The organism is Streptomyces ruber, from assembly GCF_014648075.1.
Lineage (GTDB): Bacteria > Actinomycetota > Actinomycetes > Streptomycetales > Streptomycetaceae > Streptomyces > Streptomyces ruber.
On sequence record NZ_BMQK01000004.1, the window covers coordinates 184,675 to 197,242 of the forward strand.

Sequence of the window (12,568 nt, forward strand, 5' to 3'; positions counted from 1 at the left end):
GATCGGTCCGATCTACCGAAGACACCGCCCGGCGGCCACACCTAGGGTCACCAGACATGACACGTAGCGTGGTGATCCTGGGTGGTGGCACGGCAGGGTGGATGACCGCCTCCTACCTGCGAGCGGCCTTCGCGGACAGCGTCGACGTCACCGTGGTGGAGTCCCGGCGGATCGGCACCATCGGGGTGGGGGAGGCCACCTTCAGCACGGTCCGTCACTTCTTCGACTACCTCGGCCTCAGCGAGGCCGACTGGATGCCGGAATGCAACGCCACCTACAAACTGGCGGTCCGCCTGGAGAACTGGCGGGCACCCGGCACGTACTTCTATCACCCGTTCGAACGGATGCGGGTCGTCGACGGGGTGCCGCTCACCGACTGGTGGCAGAAGGTCGGCGAGACGGACCGCTTCGACCAGGACTGCTTCCTCATCCCCTGGCTGTGCGACGCCAAGGCCTCCCCCAGATACCTGGATCACCGGCTCTTCGAGCAGGACTTCGACGAGGATCCCGGCCGTCCGCTGTACCGGACCACCCTCGCCGAGCAGAACACCCAGTTCCCCTACGCTTACCACTTCGACGCCTCCCTCCTCGCCGACTTCCTGTGCCGGTACGCCGTCGAGCGCGGCGTCCGCCGGGTCGTCGACGACGTCGTGGACGTGCGCCTCGACGAGCGGGGCTGGATCGACCGCCTGGTCACCCGCGAGCACGGCGACCTGACCGGCGACCTCTACGTCGACTGCTCCGGCTTCCGCAGCCGGCTGCTCGGCGAGGCGCTGGAGGAGCCGTTCGTCTCCTTCCAGGACGCCCTCCCCAACGACCGCGCGGTGGCCCTGCGGGTCCCCGTCGACACCGCCGTGACGGGCATCCGGCCGTGCACCACGGCCACCGCCCAGGACGCCGGATGGATCTGGACGATCCCGCTGTACGACCGGATCGGCACGGGATACGTCTACTCGGGCGAGTACTGCGAGCCCGAGGAGGCCGAGCGCACGCTGCGCGACTTCGTCGGACCCGCCGCGGCGGACCTGGAGGCCAACCACATCCGCATGCGGATCGGCCGCTCCGAGCGGGCCTGGGTCAACAACTGCGTCGGCATCGGCCTGTCCGCCGGCTTCGTCGAACCGCTGCAGTCGACCGGGATCTTCCTCATCCAGCACGCGATCGAACAACTCGTCAGGTACTTCCCCGGCACCGACCGGGACCCGGTGCTGCGCGGCACCTACAACGTCAGCGTCGCCCGGGCCATCGAGGGTGTGCGGGAGTTCCTGATCCTGCACTACCGGGGCGCCGCCCGCGCGGACAACGACTACTGGCGCGACGCGAAGAAACGCAAGGTGCCGGACGACATGGCGATGCGTCTCGAGCAGTGGCAGAGCAAGCTCCCCGACAACGACACCACCTATCCCTACTACCACGCCTTCGAGCCCTACAGCTACGTCTGCATGGCCCTCGGCCTCGGCGGCCTCCCGCTGCGGCATCCGCCCGCGCTGGACCTGGTCGACTCCCGCGCGGCACGGGCCGAGCTGGCCCGGGTCCGGGCGCAGGCGCGCAAGCTGGTCGACACGCTGCCCGGCCAGGCGGAGTACTTGGCGGAACTGCGCTGATGGCCGACGCCGTGCAGGCCCTGGCGGTGCTGGCCGTGGTACTCGCCGTGGCCTGGCCGGCCCGCCGGGCGGCGACGCTGGCCCGGCAGCCCGCCGTCATCGGGGAGATCACCCTCGGCCTGGTCGCCGTACCCGCCCTGACGGCGGCGGCCGGCCCCGGTCTCGTCGGCACCCTGCTGCCGTCCGGCGTCACCGGTCATCTGCACACCGTCGGCCTGGCCGGGCTCGCGCTGTACCTGACCGGCGTCGGGCACGGCGCACGGCCGCGCCGGGGCGAGGTCTCGCCCCGCTCGTACGGCCGGCTGCTGGCGGGCTCGCTGCTTCCGGGGCTGGTGGCCGGCGTACTGCTGGCCGTGTGGGTGGTGCGGCGCGGCGTACCGGGCGAACGCGGTACGGCGCCCACCACGGCGCTGGTGCTGCTGCTCGCTGCCGCGTTCGCCGTCACGGCCGTGCCGGTGCTGGCCCGGATACTCACCGACCGGTCTCTCACCGACACCACCGAGGGCCGGCTGTCCGTGCTCGTCGCCGTCTCCATCGACGCCCTGACCTGGCTGGTCCTGACCGCCGCGCTGGCCGTCGCCGCCGGTGGCGGCGGGCGGCTCGTCCGGGCGCTCGCGGTGATCGCCGGCGGGGCGGTGGCCGCCGTGCTGCTGCGGCACCTGCTCCGCCGGGAGAGCGTGGGCAGACTGTCCGCCCGGTGGCCCACCGCGGCCGCGGCCGTGCTGGGCGCGGTCGCGATCGCCGCCGCCCTGGCGACGGAGCGGGCGGGGCTGACCGCGATCTTCGGGGCGGTGCTGGTGGGGCTCGCCGTGCCACGGGACGGGGAGCCGGGAACGCGGGACGGCGGACGCGGTCCTCGCGACAGGGCCGTACGGAGCGTGGAGCGGTGCGGGCTGCTGCTCGTCCCGGTGTTCTTCGTGACGACCGGACTCCAGGTGTCCGTCGACGGTCCGGACGGGTTCTCCTGGACGACCTTCGGCCTGGTCCTGCTGCTCGCCACGGCGGCCAAGGTCGGCGGCGGCTACGCCGGTGCGCGCGCCGCCCGGCTGCCCGCCCGGACGGCGCTGCGCTTCGGAGTGCTGATGAACACCCGCGGCCTGACGGAGATCGCCGTCCTGCAGGCCGGGCTGTCGGCCGGGATCCTGTCCCCCGGGCTCTTCCTCGCCCTGGTGCTGATGGCGCTGGTGACCACCGCCGCCACCGGACCGCTGCTGTCGGTCACGGACCGAGGCCGCCTCACCGCCGGCGCACGCCCTCGCGTCGCCGCCACCGCGCCGGCCCGCACCGCCACCTGGGCACCGCTCCGTCCCGCCGCCCGCCCACCGGCCCACCCCGCTGCCGGCCCTCCGTCCCGGCCCGCGTCCGAGGAGCTGTCCCATGACGAGGATTGACACGAGCGCCACGGCGTCCGCGGCCGTGGGGAGAGCAGGCGTGACGGAAGGTGACTTCAGGGCTCTGATGTCGCTGTTCCCCACCGGCGTCGCAGTGGTCGGGGCCCTGGACGGCAGCGGACGGCCCTGGGGCATGACGTGCTCCTCGCTGTGCAGCGTCTCGCTCAGCCCGCCCACACTGCTGGTGTGTGTGCGCAGCGGCAGCCCGACGCTGGCCGCGCTGGAGCGGACCGGGGCGTTCAGCGTCAACCTGCTGCACGACGAGGCCCGGGACGTGGCGGAACTGTTCGCCTCCGGTGACCCGGACCGGTTCCGGCGGACGGCCTGGCACCTGCCGGACGCGACGGCGGCCGGGCCGCACCTGCGGGACGCCGCGCACGCCGTGAGCGACTGCCGGGTCGACGGGGTGCGGCGGGTCGGTGACCACAGCGTGGTCTTCGGACGGGTGGTCCGGGTCAGCGTCGGTACCGGACCCGAACGGGCGCCGCTGCTCTACGGGTTGCGCCGGTACGCCGCATGGCCGTCGGGGGGTAGCGTGGCCGAGCCCGGCCGCTCCCGGCCGGACCCGGCCGACGAGGAGTGAGATGACCCAGCCGTCCGACGCGTCCCAGCCCGGAGAAGCCACCGGTGTGCTGTCGCCCGAGGAGGTGCTCCGCAGGTCCGGAGTGCCTTTCACCGTTCTCGACCACGTCCCCGTCGTGGGGCGGGAGGACGCGGAGAACCGACTCGGCCTAGCCACCGAGCAGTTACTGAAGACCATGGTCTTCCGTGTGACGGACGGCGGGTTCGTGCTCGCCGCCCTGCCCGTCACCGGACGCGTCAACTACGGCCGGCTGGCCCGGGCGGCGGGCGTTCCCCGTGCCAGGCTCCGGCAGGCCGGGCCCGACGAGCTGAGCCTGCTGGGCATGGAGCCGGGCGGCGCGAGCCCCGTGTGCGACCTGCCGGACGTGGTGACCGTCTTCGACGCGTCGGTGGCGTCCATGGGCACGGTGTACTGCGGCAGCGGGCGGGCCGACCGGACCGTGGTGGTCGAGGCCGCACGGCTGATCGAGCTGGTCCGGCCGAGGGTCGAGGAGCTGTCCTCGTGAACTGACGGGGAGGACAGGGAGACAGCGGAACGGCGGGGCGGTGCGGACCGGATGTTCCTCCGGTCCGCACCGCCTCACTACTGTCCGGCTCAGCCGTCTCCTCCGTCCGGCTCAGCCGTCCTCGTGGTCAGCCGTCCTCGTGGAATCGTTCCGGTGCGAACGGTTCGGCGGCCACCGGGCGGGTGCCGGACACCAGGTGCTCCGTCAGCAGCCGGGCGGCGCCGGGTGCCAGGGGCATGCCGTCGATGCCGAAGCCGGTGAGCAGCCACAGCCCGGGCGCCCCGGCCGCCGGGCCGACGACGGGCAGTCCGTCGGGGGACATCGGGCGGACGCCCGACCAGGCGGCACGCACCGGAGTCTTGGCCAGCACCGGGGCGTGCCGGGCCGCGGCCGCCGCGATCAGCGCGACCGCCTCCTCGCCGTCCCGCACGTCGTCGAGCTGCAGTGCCGGGCCGCTGCTGGAACCCAGCACGACCTCCCCGCCGGGCAACGGCTGCAGTGAGAAGACCACCTGGGTGGCCGTGGCCGCGGGCGCGGCGACGTCGGCCAGCAGGGGCGGGCCGTTGCGCTTCAGCCCGACGGGGCCGTGCCAGGTGGACTGCATGAGCGTGTGGCGGAACACCGCGCCCGTGACCGGTACGGTGCGCACCAGCCAGCCACGGGCCCCGAAGACCGGCACATCGCTCCCAGCCTGCTGGGCCAGGCTCCGCGACCACGGCCCCGCCGCGAGCACCACCGCGCCCGCCGCCAGCGGACCGTCGTCCGTGACCACGCCGGTGACCCGGCCGCCGTCCGCCGTCAGACCCCGGACCGGTGTGTGCGTGCGGATCTCGGCACCCGCGCGGGCGGCCCGCGCGGCCAGAGCCGTGGCCGCCAGCACGGGGTGCAGGGCGTGCGCGCCCTCGACCACCACCGCACCCGCCAGGTCGGGTGCCAGACCGGGCTCCAGCTCCCGCAGCTCACGGGGACCGACCTCGTGGGTCGGGAACCCGGCCTCGGTCAGCGCCCGCCCGTGGCCGCGGGCCCGGTCCATGCCCTCCTCGTCCGCGGCGACCAGCAGGTAGCCGTGCGGACGGAAGCGGAAGGACACCTCGCTCTCCCGTTCGGCCCGTGCGTAGTAGGCGACCGCCTCGGCGAACAGCCCGCCGCAGGCGGGCAGCGGGCTGGGCAGCAGACCGCCCTGGTTGCGGCCCGTCGCACCGCCGGCCAGCGGACCGCGCTCCAGGAGCAGCACGCTCAGACCCTGCCCGGCCAGTCGTTCGGCGGCGGCACACCCCGCTATGCCGCCGCCGACCACGATCACGTCATGCGCCATGGGATCAGCTTCCTTCCAACGGATGATCGTTCGCGTGGGCGGGGGAGAGGGCGTGGGCACCGGGATCGGGGGCGGTCCGCCGTACGGAGTCGCGGGCGATGCTGCCGAGCAGTTCGGGGAGGGTGCGCTCGATGTCCTCCACCCGCTCCGTCCGCAGCGCGTCCGGTTTCTCCGCCCGGCTCGTGGTGGCGGCCGGGTACAGGCCGTTGACCACCAGGTCGTCGCGCACCACCCGTACCCGGCGCAGCAGCTGGGCGGCGATCTCCGTAGGCGAACAGGGCGCGCGGAGGGTGAGGAAGTACGTGTCGAACAGGACCGCCCGGACGTCGCGCGGCAGCGGACGGGTGCCGCCGGCGGCCGACTGGAGCAGCGAGGGAGCGTCGGGCACCAGCTTGGCGGCGATGCCCTCGTGCACGGCCGTGTTGAGCGCGCACTCCTCGCGCACGGCGTCGGCGCGGCCGGCCCACGCGGTGGGGAGCCGGCCCCGGAGCAGCGTCCGCACGGGCCCGTAGTCACGGGCCCACGCACCGCTGAACGCCGGGTGGTGCAGCGCCATGCTCGGCCGGATGACCCGGTGGTAGACGTCCCGGGAGCAGGATGCCGTGTACAGCAGCATGGCCGAGTAGCCGCGCACCAGCCGTGCCGCGGCGGCCATGTCGTCCGGTGGCGCCGGGGCGGCGGCCTCGGCGGCCCGCCGTCCCAGTTCCTGCCACAGCATGAAGGTGAGCTGGTGTCCGGTTATCCATCTGAACCAGAACAGCTGTTCCATGGAGTCGGCGGCGCCCAGGGCTCTCGGGGCACCGGAGGCTCCGGCGGCCTGCTCCGGACCGGCGCCGAGAAGGTCCGCGTACCGTCGGGCCAGATGGCCGTCGCCGCTGCTGTGCACCGGGTCGGGCGGCAGCACCAGGGGTTCGAGCCCGTAGTCGCGGCCGCCGAACTCGGCGACGTCGGCCTCCAGCAACGCGGTGGTCGAGTTGCCTTCCAGCGCGCTCACCGGCCCTCGGCCTCCGCCGGTATGTGGGTGAACTCGTACTCCAGGCCGTTGACGTCGTAGGCGTAGAAGCTGCTCACCCCGTCGGAGTCCACGACGATGTCCGTCGGGGGCTCGGGGCGGGCGAAGACGTACCGTCCGGAGTCGAACAGCTCGTGCCAGCGGTCCCGCCACCGCCGTAACTCCTCCGCCGTCGAGGCGGTCAGGCAGACGTGCTGGAACTGGGGCGTGTCCGGGCGCGGGCGGGCGTACGCGGCCGAACGGCTGAACACGTGGAACCGCGTGCCGGCGGCCACCACCTCCGTCAGCCGCGTGATGCCGGGCAGCCGCTCGCGGGTCAGGTCGGAGAAGGTGTCGAGGGTCCAGGCGGCGCTGCCGCCGAAGAAGTCGGTGTACCACGCGACACAGTTGTCGAGGTCGGCGGTCTCGACCGCCAGGTGGTGCAGTCCGGCCCGTGGGGCGCGACCGGGCGGTGAGGTGTCGTGCACGGGGAGGGGCACGGTTCGGCATCCTTTCCGATGGTTCGTGGGAGCGCGGGAGGGTTCGTCCCCGGTGGCCCGGCAGGCGAGCGACGCGGCCCCGCCCGCCCGGTTCAGCGGACGACCGCGTACGCCTGCTCACCGCGCGGTGACGCGGCGGCGAGGAGCAGGCCGTCGCGCGGCTCGACACCCACGGCGCACACCTTGCCCAGCGACCAGTCCGGGACGGTCACGGGTGCGTGCCCGCGACGGGCGAGGTCGGCCGCGACCGCGTCGGAGCGGCGGCTCTCGATCCGTACGGCGAGCGGCCGGTGAGTGCGGGGCGTGAACGAGGACGGCACGTGCTCGGAGTGGAAGGCCAGGGTCTCGACGGCGCGTTGCAGGTCCAGCCCGAAGTCGACGTGGGCCAGGAAGAACCCCAGCGTCCACTGGTCCTGCTGGTCCCCGCCCGGGGTGCCGAACGCCAACCGGGCCCGGCCCTCCTGCAGCACGAGGGTGGGACTCAGCGTCGTACGGGGCCGCTTCCCCGGGGCCAGGGAGTTGGGGTGCCCCTCCTCCAGCCAGGCCATCTGACCCCGGGTGCCCAGCGGGAAGCCGAGCCCCGGGATCACGGGGGAACTCTTCAGCCAGCCGCCGCTGGGCGTGGCGGCCACCATGTTGCCGTGCCGGTCGGTGACCGTCAGACAGCAGGTGTCCCCGCGCGCCTCGGTCGCCGCCACGACGGAAGGGACCGGAACGGCGGGAGCGGTCACCGTGGGCAGTCCGTCGTACAGCTGGCCCTGCCAGTACGGTCCGGCGGGCGGCTCCGCCCGGTCCAGTGCCGGTATCCGGGGCGGCCGGCCCGCCGGGGCGCCGGGGCGCAGGGTGCCGGAGGCCCGGTCGCCGACCAGCCGACGGCGCTCGTCGGTGTAGTCCTCGGACAGCAACGCCGTGAGGGGTACGTCGGTGAAGTCCGGGTCGCCGTACCAGGCCTCCCGGTCCGCGTAGGCCAGCTTGGCGCACTCGATCACGGTGTGCAGGTGGTCGGCGCTGTCCAGCCCCATCGCGGCCAGGTCGAACCCCTCCAGCAGGGCCAGCTGCTGGAGGAAGACCGGGCCCTGCGACCACGGGCCCGGCTTGTGCACCTCCAGGCCCCGGTAGACACGGCTCACCGTGTCCTCCGTGCGCGGCTGCCAGCGGGCCATGTCGTCACCGGTGAGCAGACCCCGGTGCCGGCGCCCGGTGGCGTCCAGTACGTCGGTGCCGCGCAGGTGCGCGTCGATCGCCTCGGCGACGAAACCGCTGTAGAACGCCCGGTGTGCGGCGCGTATCTGCTGCTCACGACCGGATCCGGCGGCCTCGGCCTCCTTCAGGATCCGCCGGTAGGTCTCGGCCAGCGCCGGGTTGCGCAACCGGGAGCGGGGACGGGGTGGCGCGCCGTCCACCAGGTAGGTGCGGCCGGACTCCGTCCACTCCTCGCGGAACAGGTCCGCGAGGACACCGATGGCCTCGGCGGCCTTGGGCAGGACCGGATAACCGTCCGCCGCGCAGCCGACGGCGTACTGGAGCACCTGCGCCAGGCGCATCGTGCCATGCTCCTCCAACAGCCTCAGCCAGGCCCCGAACGCCCCCGGCACGGTGGCCGGAAGCAGGCCGGAGCCCGGGATCCGGGACAGGCCCAGGGCCCGGAAGGCCGCCGGCGTCGCCGCCTGCGGCATCGGCCCCTGCCCGCAGATGACCTGGGTGCGGTCCGAGGCGGCGTCGAAGACGAGGATCGGGACGTCACCGCCGGGCCCGTTGAGGTGGGGTTCGACCACCTGGAGCACGAAGCCGGCCGCCGCCGCGGCGTCGAAGGCGTTGCCGCCGGCCTCCAGGGCCGCCATGCCGGCCGCCGAGGCCAGCCAGTGCGTCGAGGACACCGCGCCGAAGGTGCCCCGCAGTTCGGGACGCGTGGTCACCACCACCCCTCAGGCCGAGGCGGCGGGAGAGGGGAGGTCGCTCAGACTCGCTGCGATCTGCTCGTCCGTGACCGTCGGGTTCTCCAGCGTCCCCGCCAGGAAGGAGTCGTAGGCGGCCAGGTCGAAGTTGCCGTGCCCGGAGATGTTGAACAGCACGACCCGCTCCTCCCCGGCCTCACGGGCGGCCAGCGCTTCGACGAGCGCCGCCTTCAGCCCGTGCGACGACTCGGGCGCCATGACGAAGCCCTCGGTGCGCGCGAAGCGCACCGCCGCGTCGAAGACCTCGGTCTGCGGGAAGGCCCGTGCCTCCACCAGACCGTGCTCCTTGAGCAGGCACAGGCTGGGCGCGTCGCCGTGGTAGCGCAGCCCGCCGGCGTGGATGGAACCGGGGATGAAGTCGTGACCCAGCGTGTGCATGTACAGCGGCGGGGTCAGACCGGTGGTGTCCGGGTAGTCGTAGGCCAGCTTGCCCCGGGTGAGGGTGGGACAGGCCTCGGGCTCGGCGGCGACGAACCGGGTCCGGGGGCGTTCCCCGCTCAGCCGGTCCGCCAGGAACGGGTAGGCGAGCCCGGCGTAGTTGGAACCGCCGCCGACGCAGCCGATCACCACGTCGGGGTACTCGCCCATGATCTCCATCTGCTTCTTCGCCTCCAGACCGATCACGGTCTGGTGCAGCAGCACGTTGTTCATGATGGAGCCCAGCGCGAACTTGGTGTCCTCCCGGCTCAGCGCGTCGGCCACAGCCTCGCTGATGGCGATGCCGATGCTGCCGGGCGAGTCCGGGTTCTCGGCCAGGATCTTGCGCCCGGCCTCGGTGCGCCGGGTGGGCGACGAGTAGACCTGGGCGCCCCAACTCCGCATCAGCGACTTGCGGTAGGGCTTCTGCTCGAACGACGCGCGCACCATGTAGACGTTCACCTCGAGCCCGAACAGCGCCCCGGCGAAGGACAGCGCGGAGCCCCACTGGCCGGCGCCCGTCTCCGTCGTCAGCCGGCGGACGCCCTCCTCGGCGGCGTAGTACGCCTGTACGACGGCCGTGTTCGGCTTGTGGGAGCCGGAGGGGGAGACGCCCTCGAACTTGAAGTAGATGTGTGCCGGGGTGTCGAGCGCACGCTCCAGCCGCTCCGCCCGGACCAGCGGGGAGGGCCGCCATATCTTGTAGACGTCCCGTATCCGCTCCGGGATCTCCACCCAGCGGTCCTGCGTGAATTCGTGCTCGATGACTTTCTGGGGGAGGAGGTCGGCGAGATCCGCGGGCTGCAGCGGGGCCAGCGTCACCGGGTTGAGCGGTCCGGGAAGGGGAGCGGGCAGATCGGGGAGGATGTTGTACCAGCTGTCGGGCAGATCGGTCTCGGAAAGCAGGACTCGCTTCGGCACCGGTGATTCCCTTCGATGGCCAGGACATTCCTGCTGCCGGATCCTAGGGATCGGGGAAAGGCGGCTGCCTCACCTGTTGTGCCTGTTCGGGATGACGGCGCTCCGCACATCGGACTAGTCCGAAGGGCGCAGGACACCCACCGGTACGACGTGCAGACTTACGGGCGTGCGCTGCTCCGGCCGAGGAGAAGACGGTGGCGGAAGCGGTGGCGGAACCGGAGGGGGGGAACATGACGTCAGCCGACATGGACGGTGTGCGCGGAGCCGACGCGGATGTCGTGCGGGAACTGGAGGAGCGTCGTTTCCGGGCCGTAGTGGAACGTGACCTCGATGATTTCGCCGGACTGGCCCACCCCGATCTCGCCTACATCCATTCGAGCGGGACCGTGGATACGCTGGAATCGTTCGTCGCGAAATGCGAGAGCGGCTATTTCGTCTACCAGCGCATCGATCACCTCGTCGACAAAGTGTCCGTGGTCGGTGACACCGCCGTGGTGATCGGGCACATGCGAGTGAATATGACCGCGGGTGGGATACGCAGGCAACTGGAGAACCGCGCGCTCGGGGTGTGGGCCCGGGGCGCCGACGGCACCTGGAAGCTCCTCGCCCACCAGGCCACGGCGAAGCGATGAGCCCGCGGGCGGCTCCGCGGGCTCCGCGCGAACGTTCTCTACGGGCGCTCCAGGAACCGCTCCAGCGCCTCCACCACCAGCGCGTGGTCCTGGAGTTGCGGCAGGCCGGAGACCGTGACCGCGCCGATGACGCCCACGCCCTCGACGGTGATCGGGAACGAGCCGCCGTGGGCCGCGTACACGTCCGGGTCGAGGCGCGAGGAGTCCTCGAACGTCGTGCCCTTGGCCCGGAAGCGGGCGCCGACCAGGTAGGACGCGGAGCCGTAGCGCTCCACGACCCGGCGCTTGCGCGCGATCCAGGCGTCGTTGTCCGGGGTGGAGCCGGGCAGGGCCGCGTGGAAGAGCTGCTGGCCGGCGCGGTGGATGTCGACGGCGACCGGGGCCTGCCGCTCCCGGGCCAGCTCCACCAGCAGTGAGCCGAGCGCCCACGCGTCCTCGTGGGTGAAGCGCGGAAGGACCAGGCGGCGTTCCTGGGCCTCCAGCTCCGCCACGCTCGGAACGATCTGCGGGGTGTTCTCGGGAGTCTCCATGCCGGCCTCCTTCGTCACGGGCTTCGGCACCGGCTTCGTCACAGCTTCACCGTCACGCCGTCGCGGGCCGAGCGCCTCGCCGCCTCCAGGACGTCGAGCGCGGCGGCGGCCTCCAGGGCGGTCACCGGGTTGGGCGCGCCGTCGCGCAGGGCGGCGGCCACGGCCGCGTAGTACGCCGGGTAGTCACCGGGCTCGGTCGGTACGGGGTCGCCGCCGCCGGACAGCGGGGACTCCCCGGCGCCGAGGCGGCCCCACAGCTCCTCGGACTCCGTGCCCCAACCCTCACCCCGGCCCGGGCGCAGGCCCTCGCGCAGGGCGCCCTCCTGCGGGTCGAGGCCGTACTTGACGTAACCGGCCCGCGAGCCGAGCACGCGGAAGCGCGGGCCGAGCTGGGCCGCGGTCGCGGAGACGTACAGGTGGGAGCGGACGCCGTTCTCGTGCGTGATCGCGACGAACGTGTCGTCGTCGGCCTCGGCGCCGGGGCGGCGGACGACCGACTCGGCGTACACCTGGGTGGCCGGGCCGAAGAGGACCAGGGCCTGGTCCACGACATGGCTGCCGAGGTCGTACAGCAGACCTCCGATCTCCGCCGGGTCGCCGGACTCGCGCCAGCCGCCCTTGGGCTGCGGGCGCCACCGCTCGAAACGGGACTCGAAGCGCCAGACGTCGCCCAGCCCACCCTCGGCCAGGAGCTTGCGGAGCGTCAGGAAGTCGTTGTCCCAGCGGCGGTTCTGGAAGACCGAGAGGAGCAGGCCGCGCTTCTCGGCGAGGCCGGCCAGCTCGCGTGCCTCGGCCGCCGTCCCGGCGACCGGCTTGTCGACCACGACCGCGAGGCCCGCCTCCAGGGCGGCCGTCGCGATCGGCACGTGCGTCCTGTTCGGGGAGGCGACGACGACCAGGTCCAGTTCGCCGGCGCGGGACCAGAGGCCGTCGGGCGCGTCGGCGAACCGTACGTCCGGGAACTCGGCGCGGGCCTGCGCGCGCCGCTCCGGGTTGGCCGTGACCACGGTGTCGAGGACCAGTCCCTCGGTGGCCGCGATCAGCGGGGCGTGGAAGACGGAGCCCGCGAGGCCGTAACCGACGAGGGCCACACGGAGGGGAGCAGTGCCAGTGCCAGTCATGCGTCCCACTTAAGCAACGCTGTTGCCAAAGTGCAAGCGTCCCCGACAATGGGAGGGTGAGCAGCGCACACGGGAGCACGCACGGGAGCACGCACGCGAGGAC

The 12,568-nt window shown here is 73.1% G+C and carries 12 protein-coding genes; 5 read left to right on the plus strand and 7 right to left on the minus strand.

Translation table 11 applies throughout. The features are described 5' to 3' along the window. Positions 1-56: 56 nt before the first annotated feature. From IEZ04_RS12220 to IEZ04_RS12235, 4 genes are read left to right on the plus strand one after another with little or no spacing between them, the layout of a single operon-like run. Entirely contained in the window at positions 57-1,604 is a 1,548-nt protein-coding gene (locus IEZ04_RS12220) for a tryptophan halogenase family protein (protein WP_189216817.1), read from the plus strand. Next, positions 1,604-2,995: a cation:proton antiporter gene (locus IEZ04_RS12225; RefSeq protein WP_229820996.1), complete on the plus strand. Its 1,392-nt coding sequence runs from the start codon at positions 1,604-1,606 to the stop codon at positions 2,993-2,995. The genes IEZ04_RS12220 and IEZ04_RS12225 overlap by 1 nt, the downstream gene beginning before the upstream one ends. After that, the gene (locus IEZ04_RS12230) at positions 2,982-3,578 is read left to right on the plus strand and encodes a flavin reductase family protein (protein WP_189216818.1); all 597 of its coding nucleotides are present in this window, start codon (positions 2,982-2,984) and stop codon (positions 3,576-3,578) included. The genes IEZ04_RS12225 and IEZ04_RS12230 overlap by 14 nt, the downstream gene beginning before the upstream one ends. Position 3,579: 1 nt before the next feature. Then, positions 3,580-4,083 carry an aminoacyl-tRNA deacylase gene (locus IEZ04_RS12235; protein WP_189216819.1) on the plus strand — a complete coding sequence of 168 codons (504 nt, stop codon included), beginning with the start codon at positions 3,580-3,582 and terminating at the stop codon, positions 4,081-4,083. Positions 4,084-4,210: 127 nt separating this feature from the next. Here the strand turns inward: IEZ04_RS12235 and IEZ04_RS12240 are convergent, their stop codons facing one another. From IEZ04_RS12240 to IEZ04_RS12260, 5 genes are all read right to left on the minus strand, one after another. Further along, the gene (locus tag IEZ04_RS12240) at positions 4,211-5,398 is read right to left on the minus strand and encodes an NAD(P)/FAD-dependent oxidoreductase (protein ID WP_189216820.1); all 1,188 of its coding nucleotides are present in this window, start codon (positions 5,396-5,398) and stop codon (positions 4,211-4,213) included. A gap of 4 nt (positions 5,399-5,402) precedes the next feature. Next, positions 5,403-6,392 (minus strand): 3-methyl-L-tyrosine peroxygenase-related protein, encoded by a 990-nt coding sequence (locus IEZ04_RS12245; protein ID WP_189216821.1) that lies wholly within the window; start codon positions 6,390-6,392, stop codon positions 5,403-5,405. Further along, complete coding sequence (locus tag IEZ04_RS12250; RefSeq protein ID WP_229820997.1) at positions 6,389-6,889, minus strand: VOC family protein; 501 nt, start codon at positions 6,887-6,889, stop codon at positions 6,389-6,391. The genes IEZ04_RS12245 and IEZ04_RS12250 overlap by 4 nt, the downstream gene beginning before the upstream one ends. A 92-nt stretch (positions 6,890-6,981) precedes the next feature. After that, positions 6,982-8,805 (minus strand): gamma-glutamyltransferase family protein, encoded by a 1,824-nt coding sequence (locus tag IEZ04_RS12255; RefSeq protein WP_189216822.1) that lies wholly within the window; start codon positions 8,803-8,805, stop codon positions 6,982-6,984. A gap of 9 nt (positions 8,806-8,814) precedes the next feature. Continuing rightward, positions 8,815-10,182 (minus strand): TrpB-like pyridoxal phosphate-dependent enzyme, encoded by a 1,368-nt coding sequence (locus IEZ04_RS12260; protein ID WP_189216823.1) that lies wholly within the window; start codon positions 10,180-10,182, stop codon positions 8,815-8,817. A gap of 194 nt (positions 10,183-10,376) precedes the next feature. On the opposite strand from IEZ04_RS12260, the gene IEZ04_RS12265 reads away from it, so the two are divergent. Beyond that, positions 10,377-10,814: a nuclear transport factor 2 family protein gene (locus IEZ04_RS12265; protein WP_229820998.1), complete on the plus strand. Its 438-nt coding sequence runs from the start codon at positions 10,377-10,379 to the stop codon at positions 10,812-10,814. 38 nt (positions 10,815-10,852) lie between these two features. Here the strand turns inward: IEZ04_RS12265 and IEZ04_RS12270 are convergent, their stop codons facing one another. Continuing rightward, positions 10,853-11,344: a heme-degrading domain-containing protein gene (locus IEZ04_RS12270; protein ID WP_189216824.1), complete on the minus strand. Its 492-nt coding sequence runs from the start codon at positions 11,342-11,344 to the stop codon at positions 10,853-10,855. A gap of 38 nt (positions 11,345-11,382) precedes the next feature. Further along, positions 11,383-12,465, minus strand: a complete 1,083-nt coding sequence (locus tag IEZ04_RS12275; RefSeq protein ID WP_189216825.1) for a Gfo/Idh/MocA family oxidoreductase — start codon at positions 12,463-12,465, stop codon at positions 11,383-11,385. Positions 12,466-12,568 lie beyond the last annotated feature (103 nt).

Excerpts from the sequence above, each read along its gene's own strand:
- IEZ04_RS12235 (WP_189216819.1), top strand. The coding sequence starts at position 3,580 with ATGACCCAGCCGTCCGACGCGTCCCAGCCCGGAGAAGCCACCGGTGTG.
- IEZ04_RS12230 (WP_189216818.1), top strand. The coding sequence starts at position 2,982 with ATGACGAGGATTGACACGAGCGCCACGGCGTCCGCGGCCGTGGGGAGA.
- IEZ04_RS12240 (WP_189216820.1), bottom strand. The coding sequence starts at position 5,398 with ATGGCGCATGACGTGATCGTGGTCGGCGGCGGCATAGCGGGGTGTGCC.
- IEZ04_RS12275 (WP_189216825.1), bottom strand. The coding sequence starts at position 12,465 with ATGACTGGCACTGGCACTGCTCCCCTCCGTGTGGCCCTCGTCGGTTAC.
- IEZ04_RS12270 (WP_189216824.1), bottom strand. The coding sequence starts at position 11,344 with ATGGAGACTCCCGAGAACACCCCGCAGATCGTTCCGAGCGTGGCGGAG.
- IEZ04_RS12220 (WP_189216817.1), top strand. The coding sequence starts at position 57 with ATGACACGTAGCGTGGTGATCCTGGGTGGTGGCACGGCAGGGTGGATG.
- IEZ04_RS12225 (WP_229820996.1), top strand. The coding sequence starts at position 1,604 with ATGGCCGACGCCGTGCAGGCCCTGGCGGTGCTGGCCGTGGTACTCGCC.